Here is an 18,888-nt window from a genome sequence, read left to right on the forward strand (position 1 = left end):
CTTTACATGACCCAAGTTTTTTCTGATGAACTTGAAGAAGATGAGTCATGTAAAGTCATAACCCCTCTCCCCTAAAATTTCATCGTATTTTGTGAGCGTGGCTAGATTAAATTAATAATGTTTTAAGCCTAATCAGGATGAGAAAAGATTGGTGCAGGTTAAGGATGTGATTCTAGCGTGCCTCAGAAAGGCGTAAAATTTTTTTAAACCAAGAAACTATCTATTAGTAGATATAGTAGATAGGCATAGGAGAAAAGGCCATGTTAAAAGAAACTCAAAACAAGAAAAATCTTATTATTTTATGGGGTGCATCCATTTCGCCTTATGTCAGAAAAGTGATGGTCGCGTTAGCAGAAAAGGGAATCGCTTACGAGCAGAAAGAAATATTACCGAAGGTATTACTAGCGATTGGGCAAAAAGTCCCGCTTGAATTTAACCAGTTAGGTCCTTTGGGAAAAATACCTGCTTTACAAATTGCTGATTATTCTTTTGTAGATTCAGCGGTGATTGCCGCTTATTTGGATCCTAAGTTTTCAAGGCACAATCTAATTGTACCCCAGAACGCCTGAAGCGTATGCAAAAGCGCACTGATTTGAGCAATATTCAGATACATACCGTTTTAACAAACATTACCTATCGAAAAATATTTTTAGAACGTGTGATAAAACCAAAAGTACTTAACCAAGGGGTCGATGAAAAATGGATAATTTCGGGAACGACCCAAGAATTACCAGCTGTTTTAGATTATTTGCAAAATAGCCTTTCAGAAAATTTATGGTTAGCAGGCCATGAGTTTTCAATGTCTGATGTTGCCGTGGCCACGCAGTTTCTGGCGCTAGAAATCACGGGATTTGAGCTTCCTAAAGATCAGTGGTCTCGATTGCATGAGCATTTTAAACAAATTATTTCCAGAACGTTGTTTAAAGGAATAACTTAAGCGAAGTAAATCTGGGCGGAGTAAGGAAAATCGATTTTTATGTTATTAACATTTTAATTGAGAGGATATCTTTATGCCTAAATCTATCAATGAAGTTAACAGATTGATTAAGAATAAAATTTCTGATTACTTTTATTTTATGTCTAGAAGAGTTACTAAATAAAGCACTTCTTTATTTAAGCCAGTACTTTAAAACATAGCGCCAGCAATACTATGATTATTTACAGCGAGTCAGAGAAATCGGTGAGTGGGAACCCTGGATTCGATTTTTTTAAAAGGCCTGATTGAGACTACAAAAAATATTATCCAGCTTTTCCCAGAAGATCGGCAGAAAATAGAAAACTTAGGCCGACCAGCTGCATCTCCACTCTTAGTTCATCATTATTTAGAAAAATATTCATCACCGATATTAGAAAAATCGTAGAGCATTGCAACATTACTATTTCTACAGCGACGAAATCGATTAGGCATTTAGAAGTACTTGGTATTGCTAAAGAAATTACGGACAAAGAACGCCATAAAATTTGTACCTACCAAGGTTATTTAGACATTTTAAATGAGAGGATTGGCGATTTTTAATGTGGGTATATCATTATAAATGCTGATCCATTTCACGAATGTGGTTTTATTATCTTTTTCGGTAAGGTAAATAATGAGGCTCCCAGGTTTGTTGATCGACCAGTGTTTCTACTTGATCGAGAGGAAGTTTAGCGAGGCCTTCTTCAATAGCGGTTTTTACAACAGCAATGGCTACTTGGCGGGAGGCTTTTCTTGGGCTTGAGCGATGCTGGGCAATAAGCGGTGTGTGGATTCGTTTGCGTATCGACTGAGGGCTTGACTAGCGCTCGACAGCATATTGTCACTAACGCGATTGGCTTTAACCGCGATAGCGCCAAGACCGATGCCGGGAAAAGATAAATAGTTATTGCATTGATTCACAGGAAATATTTGATTGTCGAAAATAATATCCTCAAAAGGGCTACCAGTGGCAATTAAAGCTTTACCATGGCTCCATCGATGCAAGTCAGCCGGTTCGGCCTCGCTGTGATCGGTAGGGTTGGATAAAGGGAAAATAATAGGTTTTTCAACGTGTTTTGCCATCGCTTTTATAATGGTTTGATGAAAGGCATGGCTTTGAGCGGAAGCACCAATTAAAATAGTGGGTCTTATATTTTTAGTGGGTCTTATATTTTCGATGACTTCAAGCAAGGAAATTTGTTGTGGGTTTTTGATTTTCTAAGAAGCTATTTCTTCTTTTTTACGAAGGTACGGCTTGCTGAGCAGGAGTTATTTCTTCGCTATACTCCGTTAATAAGCCGTTTCGATCGATTAACCAAAATGGGTTTCTGGCTTCTTTTTCTGATAAACCGTTTTGAGATAAGGTGCGAAATAGCGTATCGGTTATTCCCATGCCTGCTGTGCCAGCACCAAAAACGGCGATACGTTGTTCTGCCAGGGTTGAGCGGGTGATTTTTATGCGGCCAAGATAGCTGCGAGAGCCACACAGCCGGTGCCCTGAATATCATCGTTAAAACTGCAAATGATTTCGCGGTACTTAATTAAATTATGATAAGCGTTCGTGCGTCCAAAGTCTTCCCAATGTAAAAAAACCTGCGGAAACGTAGCTTGGATGGCTTCAATGAATTTTTCGATAAATTCCGCATATTCATTGCCGGATAAACGTGGATGACGCCAGCCTAAGTAAAGAGGGTCATTTAATAATTCTTCATTATTAGTGCCTGCATCTAGCAAGATGGGCAAAGTCCGAATGGGGTTAATGCCACCGATGGCGGTATAAACCATGGGTTTCGCCACAGGAATCGCCATCGCGCCGACCCCTTGATCACACCAATCCCTAGTACGCCTTTACCATCGCTGACGACGATAAGGTCGATGATGGGGTGAGAACGGTTATTAAGAATTTTTTTAATTTGGTTTCGGTCTTCGTAAGAAATATAAAGACCGCGAGGATGCATGAATCTTTCATTAAAAGCGCGAACAGCGTTGCCGACAATAGGTGTGTAAATGGTGGGAAGCATTTCTTGGAGGTGATCTTTCATTAACCGATGAAACAAGACCTGATTGGTATCTAAAAGATAATTGAGATAGAAATTGCGATTAAGCTGCATATGAAATGATTTATATTGTAAGTAGGCGCGAGCCACTTGATCGTCTAGCGTTTCGACTCTGTTTGGTAGTTTCCCTCTTAATCCAAAAGTGTCACGTTCTTCTTCGGTGAACGCCGTTCCTTTATTTAACTGAGGGATAGTTAATAAGGCTTTACCAGTGATGCCGGTTTCAAGATACGGTTTGTTGTTTTTGTCGATTTTGAAGGTAATGTCTAGCATATTAAGTTTTTTTCTTTATCTTCGTTATTAATCCCATTTAAAGTTACTAATTTTTTTTGCTAATTCTGCGGCGAAACCAGTGTAATTGCCAGGGGTCAGTGATTTTAAATGATTTTTAGCTTCGCTAGGAAGCGATAATTGTTCGATAAACTTGGTTAACCGATTTTTATCAATCGTTTTATCCCGAGTCAGCTCTTTCAATTGTTCATAAGCTCCAAGGATGCCGTATCGACGCATTACTGTTTGTAAAGCTTCTGCCAGCACTTCCCAATGTGCTTCGAGATCCTCCCGAATGCGCTGTTCGTTCGCACTTATTTTATCTAACCCTTTGAGAAGTGACTCATAAGCGATAAGCGCATAACCGAATATACAACCTAAGTTTCGCATTACGGTGGAATCGGTTAAATCGCGTTGCCATCGAGAAATGGGTAGTTTGTTGATGAGGTGGTTCGCTAAGGCGTTAGCAAGACCTAAACTCCCTTCCGCATTTTCGAAATCGATCGGGTTTACTTTGTGCGGCATGGTAGAAGAACCTACTTCATTTTTTTTCGCTTTTTGAAAAAAATAACCCAGACTAATATAACTCCAAATGTCCCGGCAGCAATCAATAAGGATCGTATTTAAACGGACCAGCGATTGTAAAAATTCACTAAGTCGATCATGAGGTTCGATTTGCGTTGTGTATTCGTTGGCTTCTAGGCCGAGCGATTGAATAAAACGTTTGCTGAATGTCGGCCAATCAAAAGTTGGATACGCTGCTTGGTGCGCGTTAAAATTGCCGACGGCACCGTTCATTTTGCCTAATAATTCAAGGTGGGCGAGACTATGATATAGAGCATGAATACGCGCAACAATATTTGCTAATTCTTTCCCTAAGGTGGTCGGCGTTGCCGGTTGACCGTGAGTGCGACTTAATAAAGGAAGTTCAGCATATTTTTCCGCTAACGTTTGTAATCGCATTCCAATATTTTTTACGATGGGAATAAGCGCGATTTCACGGGCTTCGTTAATCATAAGTGAATAGGAAAGATTATTAATATCTTCAGAAGTACATCCGAAATGAATAAAACCGATGAGAGGCGCGAGGTTTTTTTCTTTTTCCAATTGGCGTTGTAAATAATATTCGACGGCTTTAACATCGTGGTTGGTGGTTGCTTCAATTGTTTTGACTGCCTTGGCGGCTTGTAAATCAAAGTGATCAATAATCTCTTCTAACTTTTTAATATCCGAGTCATTTAAAGAAAGAATTTCGGTTAGCGCTTTTTCTTGTGATAAAAAAAGTAGCCATTTGATCTCGACTATCACCCGATAGCGAATTAGGCCATATTCGCTGAGAATGGGCCGCAATGCCTCTACCTTGTTTTGATAGCGACCGTCGAGCGGCGATAATGCAGTTAGGGGCGATAGTTTCATAGTGAAAAATAATACACGAGACGTTTATGGAAATCATCCAATTGAAGTTGTGGGGGTTTTTAGATAGTATTCTCCTTCTTTATAGGCTATAAGGAACCGCGTAATGAAATTTATCGACTTAAACGAGCAATACCTGAAGATAAAACAAGCGGTTGATAGAAGAATGCAAGCGGTGCTGGACCACGGTCAATTCATTATGGGCCCGGAAGTGAAAGAGTTGGAGACCCGGTTGGCTGAGTGGGTGGGGGTTCGTCACTGTATCACGGTTTCTAGTGGGACGATGGCTTTATTGATTGCCTTGATGGCCTTAGGCGTAGGGCCGGGGGATGAGGTTATCACCTCTTCCTTTAGTTTTTTTGCGCCGGCTGAAACGATTGTTTTTTTGGGCGCTACACCCGTTTTCGTTGATATCGACCCTGAAACCTACAATATAGACGCTTCACGTATCGAAGCGGCGATTACTGATCGAACAAAGGCGATTGTGCCAGTGAGTTTGTATGGTCAGTGTGCCGATTTAGTGGCGATTAATGCCATTGCTGAACGCCATGGTTTGCCTGTGATTGAAGATGGAGCTCAGAGCTTAGGTGCGACCCATCATGGCCGCCAGTCTTGTGGTTTTACTAGCATCGGCTGTACGAGCTTTTTTCCTTCTAAGCCGTTAGGTTGCTATGGAGACGGGGGGGCTTGTTTTACGAACGATGACGAACTGGCGCAAAGGATGCATTTGATTCGTAACCACGGCCAAGAGAAACGCTATCATCATGTTCGGGTCGGCTTGAACGCGCGGTTCAATACCTTGCAGGCGGCTATTTTGTTAGCAAAACTGGAATTATTTGCTGATGAGTTAGAGCAGCGACAGCGGGTGGCTGAGTGGTATTCTGAAATTTTAGGGGCAGATTTTGTTATCCCTTATATTGCTCCAAATAACGTGAGTGCATTTGCCCAATACACCCTCCGTGTTGAACAAAGAGAGAGCGTTCAAGCTGCTTTGACGGAAGCTGGCATTCCAACAGCCATTCATTATCCGAAGTCGTTGCATGAACAGCCTGCGATCCAAGCTTATTCGCAAACCTATGACAATTACCCGCAAGCGCAAACAGCCAGTGAGCAAGTATTGAGCTTACCTTTTCATCCCTATTTGGCAAAAGAGACAGTAAGAAACGTTTGTGACGAATTATTAAGCACTGTGAGCTGTAAGAGTGTCAACGGATAGCGATTGGTATCTTATTTATACGAAACCTCGCCAAGAAAGAATAGCCAAGGAAAATTTAGAGCGTCAAGGTTATAGAATTTATTTGCCATTTATCCAAGTTAATAGACGGCGATCCGAGTGTTACCAGCTGGTTACAGAGCCTTTATTTCCTCGTTATCTTTTTATTTTGTTAAGTATCGATAAGGATAATTGGGGGCCTATACGTTCAACGCGCGGTGTTTCTGCATTGGTTCGTTTTGCCGGCATTCCTGCAAAAGTAGCTCCAGATTTCGTTCAATTTTTAAAAAACAACGAAACTTCTGCGGGCGCACCCCCTAAAGTTTCTCTTTTCCAAAAAGGGCAACGTGTTCAAATAATCGATGGCATTATGGCGGGTTATGAGGGTATTTTTGAAATGCACTCGGGCGCTAAACGAGTCACCTTGTTATTGAACATGCTTGGTAAAGTAACCCGTGTTGAAGTGCCATTGGCTTCTGTGACAGGAGGTTGATAATCTTGGTAAGTCAAGATATAGTGTTCATGCTATGAACGCTCATGATAAGGATATGGAAATTACGCTACCGATTCTTCAATCGATTGAACAGCAAAGCAATATTACGCAACGGACTTTGTCTAAAAAATTAGGTCTTGCATTAGGTTTGACGAATGCGTATTTAAGACATTGTATCAATAAAGGATTAATAAAAATCGAACAAATTCCAGCCAATCGTTATTTATATTATTTAACGCCAAAAGGTTTTTCAGAGAAAACGCGTCTTACTGCGCAATACCTTTCCCGATCTTTTTATTTTTATCGCAAAGCCGGTCAAGCATGTCTTCAATTATTCAATCAATGCCGCCTTAATCATCAAAAAGAAGTTGTGCTGTGCGGTATTTCTGATTTGGCTGAAGTCGCGCTTTTACGAGCGGCTCGCGCTGAAACGAAGGTATTGGGAATTTATGATCCTCACTACGAGGGCGATGCTTATTTGAAGCATGTGGTTTGGCATTCCCGCGAGAGATTACCCTTAGAAGCAGTTTTTCTTGTTACTGTTTTTGAAGTGTCACAGCAAATGGTTAAAGATATTCAACAAGTGGTAGGATCCCATCGGGTGTTGGTACCGAGTATATTGTTGACATAGTTGCGTGTGTAAATTGGCTAATGCGGGAAAATATCCGTAGGGCGGTAGCGTGCTTAATCCAAAACTGGAGTAAAAAATGCAAGATCGGCCAAAGATTGTTGTTGTGGGAGTAGGGTATTGGGGAAAGAATTTAATTCGCAATTTCGCAAAATTGGGTGTTTTGGCCGGTATCTGTGAAGTTAATCAAGAAGTCGGTATTAAGCGTGCTGAAGAATATAATGTCCCTGTTCTTTCATGGAAAGGAGTGTTAGTTAATCCCTCGTATCACGCTGTAGCAATCGCTACACCGGCAAAAGACCATGCAAAACTTGCTTGGCAGGCTTTAGAAGCCAACAAAGATGTATTTGTTGAGAAACCTTTAGCATTACAAGTGGACGATGCAAAAAAAGTAGGTCAACTCGCATTAGCGCGTCATCGTATTTTAATGGTTGGTCATTTGCTGCAATATCACCCTGCTTTTACAGCGTTAAAATCATTGGTGCATGAAGGGAGGCTGGGGAGGTTGCAATACCTTTATTCTAATCGCTTAAACTTAGGGAAAATACGACGAGAAGAAGATATTTTATGGAGTTTTGCACCACACGATATTTCCATGATTTTAAGCTTAATAAACGAAAAACCGAGTGTCGTAAAAGCAATTGGCGGGTATTTTTTGCATAAATCCATCGCGGATGTGACAACGACGCACCTTGAATTTCCAAGCGGAATACAAGCGCATATTTTTGTTTCTTGGTTACATCCCCATAAAGAACAGAAGCTGGTTGTGGTGGGATCGAAGGGAATGGCTGTTTTTGACGATGCCAAACCGTGGATACAAAAGTTGGCTTTTTATTCACATCAAATTCATTGGCGTGATGGAATGCCTTTTCCGGATAAAGCCGATGCCACTTACTGGCCTTTAACGGAGGAAGAGCCACTAACAAGGGAATGTCAGCATTTTATAGACTGTATAAAAACGTGTGAGCAACCAATCACCGATGCCAAAGAAGGTTTGCGTGTGTTAGAAGTTTTAAACCAGGCGACAAAGTCGTTAAATTTAGAATCGTTGACTCGAGCCAATGACTTTTTTGTTCACGAAACAGCGATTGTCGATAAGCACGTTGCGTTGGGGAAAAACACGAAGGTGTGGCATTTTTCACATATTTTAGAGAAATGCAAGATTGGAGAAAATTGTATTATCGGGCAAAATGTAATGATTGGTCCGGACGTTAAAATAGGTAATTATTGTAAAATTCAAAATAATGTCAGCCTTTATAAGGGAGTGACTTTGGAAGATGGTGTTTTTTGTGGACCTTCCTGTGTTTTTACCAATATAAATAACCCACGCGCCGTAATTGAAAGGAAAAATGGATTTAAAAAAACTTATGTTGAACGGGGTGTTACGATTGGAGCAAACGCAACAATTGTTTGTGGGGTGCGTCTCGGCGCTTATTCGTTTATTGGTGCAGGCGCTGTGGTGACCAAAGATGTCAGGCCTCATGCGTTAGTGGTGGGTAATCCAGCACGGCAGGTGGGATGGGTAAGCCATGCGGGAGAACGATTGGACGATCGTTTGCTTTGTCCACGGGAGGGACGTTGTTACGGTGTGAATGATGAGAATGGACTAATTGAGATCGCTTGTATTAGGTAAAAATAATGGGGAAATTGATGGATATTCAAAGAAGCTGGTATTGCCACGCGGCCGGGCACTCATGCTGTTCATCTGTTAAGTTTCTATCGAGAGAAATATGGAATTTATTCAGATGACTTCCCTGGTGCGCGTGATTGTGCTCACAACACGATGGCGATTCCTCTTCATAATCGTATGACTAAAGATGATTACGGTTACGTCATTGAAACTTTAAGAAGTATTTAATTGTGTGCGGTATTGCAGGGATTTTCAATTTAAACAGTAAGCCAGTTGCTTTCGATCAAATTAAAGCGATGATGGATTCTATTGCTCATTGCGGACCCGATGGCCAGGGACAGTTTACTGACAAATATATCGGATTGGGGCATAGGAGACTGGCGATTATAGATTTAAGTCCCGCCGGTCATCAACCGATGCAAACGAAGGATGGTCGTTATCTTATTACTTATAATGGTGAAGTTTATAATTTCAAAATACTGCGTAAAGAGTTAGTAAATTTAGGCTATTCCTTTTTTTCCAACACCGACACGGAAGTGGTTTTAAACGCTTATGTACAATGGGGAGAAAAGTGTTTAGAAAACTTTAATGGCATGTTTGCTTTTGCCGTTTGGGATCGCAAAGAAAAAGCATTATTTTTAGCCAGAGATCGTTATGGAATTAAACCATTATATTATTATCAAACAAATGATTGCTTTGTTTTTTCTTCTGAAATAAAAGCGATTATTTCTTCCGGCCTTTATGGAACTGAGATTAATAAAGAGGCTTTGCTGGAATATTTAACTTTCCAAAATTTCTACGGACCGAACCCTTTTAAAAGATCTCCGTATTATGCCTGCCGGTCATTTTATGATGGTAAAAAGAGAAAATTCATCGTTCCATCAATATTGGGATTTTAATTTTATAAATGATTCAGCGTTTTCTACAAAAATGCTATTAGAAAAAATTAATGATTTGTTTCAGCAAGCGGTTAATCGCCAGCTTGTCAGCGATGTTCCTGTAAATAGTTATTTAAGTGGGGGTGTGGATTCGGGATCGATTACAATGATTGCAGCAAAGCAATTGCCGCACATGCGTACTTTCACGGTGGGGTTCGATTTGAGTTCCGCTTCTGGTTTGGAATTAGGGTTTGATGAGTGTTAAGCAGCCGAACATCTTTCTTATCTTGCTGGCACTGAGCATTATGAAATGGTATTAAAACCGGGAGATATGGAACGTTGCATGCAGGGTTTGGTGTGGCATTTGGAGGAACCACGGATCGGACAAAGTTATCCGAATTTTTATGCGGCTAAATTAGCCAGTAAATTCAGTAAAGTTGTATTAGCTGGAACTGGCGGAGATGAACTTTACGCAGGATACCCATGGCGCTATTTGTGCGGACAGAACAGCGAAAGTTTTGAAGATTATATTGATAAATATTATCAATATTGGCAACGATTAATGAGTAAAAAAAACCTTTTTAAAGTTCTTGCTCCTATTGCTGAAGAAGTAAAATCTATTTGGACCCGAGATATATTTGCTAATGTTTTTCGAATTAAGAATACCCCAATAAAGACTGAAGACTATATTAATCATTCTTTATATTTTGAAGCCAAAACGTTTTTGCATGGATTACTCGTAGTTGAAGACAAACTAAGTATGGCGCACGGACTTGAAACCCGGGTTCCTTGCCTTGATAATGATTTCGTTGATTTTGCTTTACAGGTGCCTGTGAAATATAAGCTATCTGATTTCGCGTTTGAAAGGGTCAATGAAAACGATATATTCTCTAAACGAGAAAAAAGGGTGAATGGTAAAAAGATCTTACGTAAAATGATGAGCCGTTATGTTCCCGATAATGTCGCTCATGCTCCAAAGCAAGGATTCTCCGCACCAGATGCCAGTTGGTTCAAAGGAGAAAGTATCGAATTTGTGCGCTCGTTGCTTGGTGATAGAAATGCTAAAATTTTCGAATTACTCGATTATTCAGTCGTGAACCATTTGGTGAATGACCATATTCAAAACCATCATAATCATCGATTATTAATTTGGTCACTAATTTATTTAGAAATTTTTATACAGATGTATTTGTCTAAGGGTCACAAGTCTAATTATCATTTGTTTACGCCAGAAAAGATGGGGATTTAAATGAGTCATATTTTTGATGAATTAGATGATGCTTATAAACAAAAAGAAACGTATTTACTGGACGATTGGAATCATAGTCTTCCTTTTCAAGATGCTATGTTTGATCGTTGGGAACGAGCCCAAAGATTGGGGTTTGGAGAAAATGTTAGTATTTACAATAGCGCTTTAGTGTTTGGAAATGTGGCAATAGGAGCGAACAGTTGGATCGGTCCGTATGTGATCTTAGATGGGTCGGGCGGGCGACTTAGTATCGGTTGTTATTGTTCCATTTCAGCGGGAGTACATATATATACCCACGATAGTGTAGCCTGGGCGGTTACGGGGGGCAAAAGCATTTATCAAAAAGGAGATCTAACAATAGGTAATTGCTGTTACATTGCCCCGCAATCGATTATAAAAATGGGCCTAAAAATAGGCGATCATTCAATTATCGGTGCTAATAGTTTTGTAAATACTGATGTACCTGCTTATTCGATAGTGGCGGGATCACCAGCTAAGATGATTGGAAAAGTAGAAATCATTGATGAGAAAGTTAATTTAAAATACTACTAAACTAAAAATATGTTTAATTATATTAAAGTAATTTTATCATTTTTAAATAAAAATGATATAAAGAAATTAAACTTGTTGATTCTTTTAATGGTGTTAGCAGCCTGTATAGAATTAGTCGGTGTTGGCGCTATTTTCCCTTATATAAAGATATTAGGGGATCAGCAAATTATCCAACACAATTTCATTTTAAATTATATTTTCAATTTTATTCATTTTAAAAGCAATGATTCGTTTTTAGTTTTTATTGGCTTCGTGATATTTGCTATGCTTTCTTTAAAAGCAATTATAACCTGCATAAATAATTATTATCAGTCAAAATTTTCCCAAAATTTGAATACAAGAATATCTGGCTTTTGTATTAGGAGTTATCTTTTTATGCCTTATCAAAAAGCAATGGAATTTAATACTTCTACTTTATCAAAGTATATCTTGACTGACGTAGTGTACACCGTAAATGTAATTACTTTTATGCTATCAATAGCGACTGATTTCATTGTTGCTCTTTCACTGGTATCTTTAATTTTATGGGTTGACTTTAAAATCGTCTTATTTTCTGCTACTAGTTTGACTACTCTTTTACTTTTAACAATGAAAGGAACAAAAAAGAAAATAAAAAATATTAGTAATGAAAACGAGTATTATGTACGCAAATCCTATAACATTGCCTCTGATGCCTTTCAAGGGTTGAAAGATATAAAAATAAATAATGTTGAAACTTATTTCATTGAAAAATTTGTTTTTTGGAGAAGAAAAAACGCCGAAAATATGGTTATTTATAATGTCATTGCAAATGTACCATCGGTACTTACAAATTTAGTCGGTTTTGGAATATTACTGATCATTTTACTTTATTTGTTATTTTCTCATGGAAATTTAATCTCTATATTACCAATAGTGGGGATTATTGCTATCTCGATCCAAAGAATATTGCCTGCGATGGCGCGTATCTCACTTGCGTTAGGCAATGTAAGGCAATACCATGCGAATGTATTAGTTGTCCGTGAAGCACTTAATGAGTTAGGGGAATACCAGAATGTCTTGCTGATGAAGCGTTGTTCTCGGCAATGCATTGAATTCAGGTGGGAATTAAGGCTCAAGGATGTCACGTATCAATATCCAAAATCAAAAACAGTGACTTTAAAAAGTATTTCATTAACAGTTCCAAAAAATACTTCTGTTGGTATCGTAGGTGCTTCTGGGGCAGGGAAAACCACGTTAGTTGACGTAATCCTTGGGCTGCTGCCAGTGAAAAGCGGTTCTATTTTTTGTGACGATATCGACATAACGAATAGCCGTATGGATTTATCTCATTTGGTAGGATATGTCCCCCAACATACACATCTTCTTGATGGTACGCTATTAGATAATATTGCATTAGGAATTTCAGAGGAAGGGATTGACCATGAGGCGGTGAGCCGTAGCGTTAATATATCGCAATTACAGAATTTAGTAAATGATTTACCTGAGGGCTTATATACGCAAATTGGAGAAAAAGGTGCAAAATTGTCAGCCGGCCAGCGACAGCGGGTGGGAATAGCACGCGCATTATATCACGACCCTGACATTGTTATCATGGATGAAGCAACAAATGCGTTAGATTCTATTACAGAAAATGAATTTAACGAGGCTTTGAAATCATTGATGGGAAAGAAGACATTAATTATCATCGCTCATCGACACAGTTCAATTTTATTTTGTGATAAACTTGTCGTGTTACGTGAAGGTAAGATAGTTTCGGAAGGGAGTCACAACGAACTTGTAAAAAATTCTGAAATTTATCGAACGCTTTATGGCTTAGAAAGCATTAAAAATTAACAAGAAAAGTGAATGTTTTACGATTTAATACCGATCAAGACTTTGCGTGAGAATGAGGAAATTTGTATTAATGGAGTTAATTTTGAGTATCGTGAAGACATCTTGAGAGATCAATTAATGTATTCTCAAGTGCAAAAAAAACAGCGGAAGTTTTCAGACACAAATGGCGTAAAACAAACACTTATGATTCACAAGTTGCTAGAAAAAGAACCCGTGCTTGGCTAAACAAACGTTGTGGCGAAGCTAAATCCTATAAAATGGTTAATCGGTGGTAATCTCCTCTTATTGGATGCAGGCGTTGGTGCTGGTTTAGGTGCGCTCGAATGGTTTCGTGATGTACTTAATAAAATTAGGTTCATTGTTGTTGATATTTCAAGTAGTGTCAAAATAGCGCGTTAAAGGTTTGCGAGTGCAGGTTTTAAAGATAAATTTTTAAAAACGAGTATAGAAAAATATTCCATTTCCTGTAAAAAGGCATGGGAAGGCTTAAATCTTTATCAAAACTGGGGAAGATTTTAGGAGATCTTAACATAGAGATAGAAATTTCAGAAGAAATTAAATCTTTAAATATTTCTACAGGGAAAATAAATTTACAACGTTTTTGTTGGCATATTTTTAGACTATTTTACTATCCTGATTTAAATTTAGAAGAATTAACTCACATTAATTATAATTAATATGCGCCGATGAATACGGATCGCCATGCTGAGTATGAAATAATCCAATCATGTAAAGAAGAAAAGTTTGAAATAGAGCGGATACATATTGGGCCAGCAGGGATATCCGTAATATCCAGGAAAGTATAGGTTTATTAATGGAAACACTTTATCAATATTTAGAAACAAAATTAAAACAAGCGTTCTCTCAAAATTGGGCAAATCGTCCACGCATGGAATACGTTATATCTGGGGTTGATGATAAGAAAGGTTGCTTGAAAATAAAAGGTAAAGGGAGAAAGAGTGGACGTGAAGTTGTTTTAGTGGAAGAAGAATTACCCGATTTTATAAATAAAGTGCAAGTAGACGATTGGCTTTCTGACATATTAAGCAAAATGTTAGAGCAACACATGTGGTGGCCGAATTAATTTTTTAGGTGGAATATGAAAGTATCGAAGACGATTGATCTAACAAAAAGAGTTGTAGATTTAGCTTATAAAAGACCAAGGGGCTGGAAGTCTCTTTTATATAATTCAGCTATATTAAAATTCAAAAAAACAGGCCCTTTAATGATGCCTGTTCATATCTCAATTGAACCTACAAATGCTTGTAACGCGCTTTGTCCTGTCTGCGAGACAGGAAAAAATGAAATAGCACAAAAAAAAGGTCGTTTGGATATTGATTTATTTAAGAGATTAATTGATGAAGTATGGCCAACGACCTCTAGCCTGATGTATTACTTTATGGGCGAGCCTTTTCTTAATAAGAATTCCTATGAAATGATTCGATATGCTAGAGAAAGGGGAATTTTTGTTGAAACTTGCACAAATGGTGATTTAGTTAATCCAGAAGGAGTGATTTATTCAGACATTAATCAGATTAGTTTTCAATTAGGGGGAATGGATCCTGAAGCTCATCACCGTTATCGAGTGAATAGTGATTTAAATAAAGTTCATAAGAATCTATATAAATTAATTGAGGAGCGGAAAAAATGTCCGAAATCTAATGTCAAGGTTGAAGTTGGATTTATTATAATGCGGCATAACGAGCATCAGGTTGATGAATTTTTAAAATGGGCTAAAGAAATTAGGGTAGATAAAGCGACAGTCGTCGATCCTTGTGTTAGAAATATGTTGGAAGCCCATGCATATTTACCAAAAGATAGAAAATATTGGTTTTATGACGAGGAAGCTTATCAAAATGGAGTGCTAAAACCTAAAATAATTCCAAATAATGAATGCCGCTGGATTTGGCATTCTATACAGCTCAACTGGAATGGTGATGCTGTTCCTTGTTGCAGGGACCCTTTAGGAAAGCATATTTTAGGGAATGTGTTTGAAGATGGATTTAAACAAGTTTGGAATGGGGAGAAAGCAAGAAAATTTAGGGAAATTATTGACACAACAGGATAAAATTAGTCTCTGCAAACTTTGTTCTGGATATGGAACCCCCACATTGAAAAAATTGATACCGGCTGAGACTTCAATGCAATTCCTTAAAAAGTAAATTACTTAGATGATATGTATCCTTTTATTTTTTTTATAGTATTATCATTTATATTTTTTGCAGCTCGATTAATTCCACTCTATCCTTATCGATTGCAGGGTTGCGATGCTTATTATTTTTTATTATGCTCTGAAAAATTTAGGAAAATTAAAAAACTTCCAATTGTTTTGGAGCCTTATTATCTGTTAGAACCTGCAGAGCAATGGTATCCTCCCTTATTTTCAATTTTCCTTGCTTCTCTGCCAGAAAAATTAGTTAATCAATATCACTGGATCATAAATCACACATTGGATTACTTTACATTAGTTTTATTATTTTTAATTACAAAAAAGCTAACAAACTTAGAATTCGCTATTACAGTGGGGTTAATATATTCTTTTTTCGGGCCGGTGCTCCTTGAATTTAAATCCTTAACAAGTAGAAGTTTGACGATACCTATTTTTATACTATTTTTATGCTCTGATTATTTGTGGATATCCGGATATAATATTGGCTTGGTTGCCTCTATTCTATTTTGTTTACTACTTATTTTTTCACATAAATTAACGATGCAATTGATTTGGTTTATAACATTATTTTTATCAGCAAGTTATTTAACTTTAAATTGGGTATTGCCAGTCATTACGGCTTATTGCATTGGATTACTATTTTTCAGAAATATGCTTATTAAAATAATAAAAGCTCATTTAGATATTGTGAAGTTTTGGTATAAAAACTGGCCTCTTTTAGGCGCTCATAGTATTTATCAGTCGAGAATTTATTCTAAGGATAAAAAAAATGAGGATTTCCATTACAAGTCATTAACTTTTTCGGAAATTATGGTGCAATGTAAGCACATTTTCCATATTAATTATTGGATTATTTTTCTGGGAATAGGGATCTGGAATTTCAATTCAATGAATCCTTTAGAGCATTTTCTGACGTTTTTTTTAATAGGTGTCTATATATTAGTATTTTTAGTGACTTTCTTGTCTTTCCTGCGATGTTTTGGTATGGGTATTCAATATATTAAGTATTCTTACCCTGTTAACCTTTTATTTGTTGCTTTGATGATAAAGCAAAATCCAAGTATTCTCTTATATGTTTTAGTATTTATTTGTATCCTTTTAAGTATGCTCAATTACTACAGCGCTACGAAAAACCTTCAACTCAAGCTTAAAAGTAATAATACTGTAATAGGAATTACTAAAGAGATATACTCAATCATATCGTTTATTAATCAGCTTGATGAAGCTAGAATATATTGCCTTCCTTATCATCTGTCTGATTTTGTTGCTTATCATACACGCAAGCAGGTATTATGGGGGACCCACGGATATGGTTTTTCCAAAATAGGCCATTTATTCCCGGTTTTAAAAAAACCTATTATTGATGTTATAAAGCAACATTCAATTACTCATTTGTTAATAGATAAGCGATATTGTCACCCGAATATTCTGAATTTGACTGATGTCGAAAAAGCCTATGAGGATGATAATTATCTCTTTTTAAACCTATAATCTTTATGCTTTATTTTGTTTTAGAAAAATTTTTTTTCTCAAAGTATTATGGCGTGCCGTTAATTAACGCTGCCTGTCGTCCCGCGCCTTGTCCGTGGGATCCAGAGAGCCACATTAAGTTTTAGAAATTGGCTAGTTAATTAAGTATTTTGGGATATCCCTTTTGTAAAAATAATGTTATTCCAGGATTTACATCGAAATATGATGTACATCAATTGGTCTATTACGAAGTACCTCAAACTATAATGGAGGCTGCACGACGTGAAAGACGATTTAAAAATTGCTGTAGAAAATGGAAATTAAATGTTACTGAAAAAAACAATCCAACATGGCGTGGCTTATATGACGAGATCTGTTCCTAACTGGATCTCGTGGACAAGCCGCGGGATGAGGCGGGCAGGGTTAATTGACGACCCGCCCTATATTTAGTAATGAAGAAAAAAAAAATTGATTTATGCCTAGTTATTCCTGATATGGGAGGGGGAGGAACTCAAAGGGTGCTAATGAATCTTGTAAAACATTGGCTGAATCAAGGTAAAAAAATTTGTGTTATAACATTTTTTAACAAAAAATCTGATTTTTTCGAATTACCGATTGCTATCTCTCGAAAAAGTATTAATTTACCTGATGAATCAAAAAATTTAATAATCGCTATTTGGAATAATTTACGTAGGGTAAAGGCCTTGAGATCGGTGATTAAAGCTTATCAGCCAAAGCTTGTTTTAAGTTTTCTTGTGACCAGCAATGTGTTAACGATTCTGGCTACTTTTTTTATGCGAATTCCTGTTATTGTTTCCGAGAGAAGTGATCCCACAAAGGATTCGCTGGGAAGTATTTGGGATAAACTTAGACATCTGCTTTATCGCTATGCTGATATTGTTACCGCTAATAGTCATGATGCGATTGTAGCATTAGAAAAATTTATTGATCCTGGAAAATTAAAATATGTACCGAACCCTATTTGTATTGAAGAGCCGTTCCGACCTTTAACTTATAGTTTTCCTGCTATATTGGCTGTTGGAAGGTTAAGTTATGAAAAGGGGCATGATATCCTCTTGCTTGCATTTTCAAAATTCATTCATCACTTTCTGCAATGGCGTTTAATTATTGTTGGTGATGGAGAACTGCGTAATAAATTGAAACAGTTTGCAGTAAGCTTAAATATAGATAAGGATATTATTTGGGGTGGGATGCAATTAGATATTTTTTCTTATTACAATGCGGCTACTATTTTTGTTATGCCCTCACGATATGAGGGAACGCCAAATGCTCTATTGGAAGCTATGAGTTGCGGGTTGCCAGCTATTGTGAGCAACGCTTCTTCGGGAATCTTGCATTTTGTCAAAAATGAAGAAACAGGATTAGTAGTACCTGTGGAAGACGTTGAAGCGTTGTATCTCGCTTTTTGTCGTTTAGGAAACGATGAATTGTTTCGCAAACGTCTTGGAGAAAAAGCCCGACAAAAAATTACAGGGGAAACTCAATGCTCTTATGAACTTTGGGATAATGTGCTTCATCTAATGAATATTAGGTTATAACGCGATATTGCTGATTAAATAAAAATTAATAAATTGTAGGGTATTCTCGTATATGTTGTCGACAAAACAAAAAGTTAATATAAATGAATAAAATTTATGGGGTTAGAAAATCTAGAAGCTTTATAAACTCATTTTAAATTTGGTAAAAATTGGTCTAATTTTTCATCTCTTATTAATGAAGTTAGAATTAATGTTACCGAGGATTCGATTGTCAATCTGCTGGAAGGTGGAAATTTTTCCGGAAAAACTTTTTTGGATATCGGTTGTGATTTAGGATTATTTTCTTTAGTGGCTTTGCTTTTAAAGACAGATGCTCTTATTGTAACAGATGTCGATCCCGAGAGTGTTTTGATGATTAATAAATTGTTAAATAAATATTCCCCGTCATCTAATTTTCTTTTAAGACAGTTAGCGTTTTTGATTTAGATCGGGCAATCGATGGTCAGTTTGATTTGGTTTACTCCTGTGGTGTTACATCATACTGGGAATATGTACAAAGCTATTCAGAAAACGGAAGCTATGTTCAAATCAAATGG

At 37.4% G+C, this 18,888-nt stretch carries 11 protein-coding genes and 7 pseudogenes; 16 read left to right on the plus strand and 2 right to left on the minus strand.

From position 1 onward, the window contains the following. Positions 1-260: 260 nt before the first annotated feature. A pseudogene (locus OWO34_RS03905) lies at positions 261-937 on the plus strand (glutathione S-transferase family protein). A 628-nt stretch (positions 938-1,565) separates the two neighbouring features. Here OWO34_RS03905 and OWO34_RS03910 read toward each other — a convergent pair. Further along, positions 1,566-3,285 (minus strand): annotated as a pseudogene (locus tag OWO34_RS03910) (NAD-dependent malic enzyme). A gap of 27 nt (positions 3,286-3,312) precedes the next feature. Then, entirely contained in the window at positions 3,313-4,698 is a 1,386-nt protein-coding gene (purB, locus tag OWO34_RS03915; RefSeq protein ID WP_267256620.1) for an adenylosuccinate lyase, read from the minus strand. A gap of 103 nt (positions 4,699-4,801) precedes the next feature. Here purB and OWO34_RS03920 point away from each other — a divergent pair, with 103 nt between their 5' ends. The 15 genes and pseudogenes from OWO34_RS03920 (at position 4,802) to OWO34_RS03990 (ending at position 18,778) form a co-directional block, all read left to right on the plus strand. Further along, the gene (locus OWO34_RS03920; protein WP_267256621.1) at positions 4,802-5,911 is read left to right on the plus strand and encodes a DegT/DnrJ/EryC1/StrS family aminotransferase; all 1,110 of its coding nucleotides are present in this window, start codon (positions 4,802-4,804) and stop codon (positions 5,909-5,911) included. Next, complete coding sequence (gene rfaH / locus OWO34_RS03925; protein WP_267256622.1) at positions 5,898-6,401, plus strand: transcription/translation regulatory transformer protein RfaH; 504 nt, start codon at positions 5,898-5,900, stop codon at positions 6,399-6,401. The genes OWO34_RS03920 and rfaH overlap by 14 nt, the downstream gene beginning before the upstream one ends. Positions 6,402-6,435: 34 nt before the next feature. Beyond that, positions 6,436-7,032 (plus strand): winged helix-turn-helix transcriptional regulator, encoded by a 597-nt coding sequence (locus tag OWO34_RS03930; RefSeq protein ID WP_267256623.1) that lies wholly within the window; start codon positions 6,436-6,438, stop codon positions 7,030-7,032. Between the two features lie 76 nt (positions 7,033-7,108). After that, positions 7,109-8,662, plus strand: coding sequence for a Gfo/Idh/MocA family oxidoreductase (locus OWO34_RS03935; RefSeq protein WP_267256624.1), 1,554 nt, complete (start codon positions 7,109-7,111; stop codon positions 8,660-8,662). Positions 8,663-8,689: 27 nt separating this feature from the next. Next, positions 8,690-8,887: pseudogene (locus tag OWO34_RS03940) on the plus strand (DegT/DnrJ/EryC1/StrS family aminotransferase); the annotation flags it as partial. A 2-nt stretch (positions 8,888-8,889) separates the two neighbouring features. Then, positions 8,890-10,786 (plus strand): annotated as a pseudogene (asnB, locus tag OWO34_RS03945) (asparagine synthase (glutamine-hydrolyzing)). After that, positions 10,787-11,338, plus strand: coding sequence for an acyltransferase (locus OWO34_RS03950; protein ID WP_267256625.1), 552 nt, complete (start codon positions 10,787-10,789; stop codon positions 11,336-11,338). It begins immediately after the preceding pseudogene. A gap of 9 nt (positions 11,339-11,347) precedes the next feature. Beyond that, positions 11,348-13,153: an ABC transporter ATP-binding protein gene (locus OWO34_RS03955; RefSeq protein ID WP_267256626.1), complete on the plus strand. Its 1,806-nt coding sequence runs from the start codon at positions 11,348-11,350 to the stop codon at positions 13,151-13,153. A 12-nt stretch (positions 13,154-13,165) separates the two neighbouring features. Next, positions 13,166-13,959: pseudogene (locus tag OWO34_RS03960) on the plus strand (class I SAM-dependent methyltransferase). A gap of 8 nt (positions 13,960-13,967) precedes the next feature. After that, positions 13,968-14,237, plus strand: a complete 270-nt coding sequence (locus OWO34_RS03965; RefSeq protein WP_267256627.1) for a hypothetical protein — start codon at positions 13,968-13,970, stop codon at positions 14,235-14,237. Between the two features lie 15 nt (positions 14,238-14,252). Then, a pseudogene (locus OWO34_RS03970) lies at positions 14,253-15,315 on the plus strand (radical SAM/SPASM domain-containing protein). A 14-nt stretch (positions 15,316-15,329) separates the two neighbouring features. Then, positions 15,330-16,814, plus strand: a complete 1,485-nt coding sequence (locus tag OWO34_RS03975; protein WP_267256628.1) for a hypothetical protein — start codon at positions 15,330-15,332, stop codon at positions 16,812-16,814. 167 nt (positions 16,815-16,981) lie between these two features. Then, positions 16,982-17,176: pseudogene (locus tag OWO34_RS03980) on the plus strand (GIY-YIG nuclease family protein); the annotation flags it as partial. Between the two features lie 69 nt (positions 17,177-17,245). Beyond that, the gene (locus OWO34_RS03985; RefSeq protein ID WP_267256629.1) at positions 17,246-18,352 is read left to right on the plus strand and encodes a glycosyltransferase; all 1,107 of its coding nucleotides are present in this window, start codon (positions 17,246-17,248) and stop codon (positions 18,350-18,352) included. Positions 18,353-18,604: 252 nt separating this feature from the next. Further along, positions 18,605-18,778 (plus strand): hypothetical protein, encoded by a 174-nt coding sequence (locus OWO34_RS03990; protein WP_267256630.1) that lies wholly within the window; start codon positions 18,605-18,607, stop codon positions 18,776-18,778. Positions 18,779-18,888 lie beyond the last annotated feature (110 nt).

It is taken from the genome of Coxiella endosymbiont of Ornithodoros maritimus, assembly GCF_907164965.1.
GTDB lineage: Bacteria > Pseudomonadota > Gammaproteobacteria > Coxiellales > Coxiellaceae > Coxiella.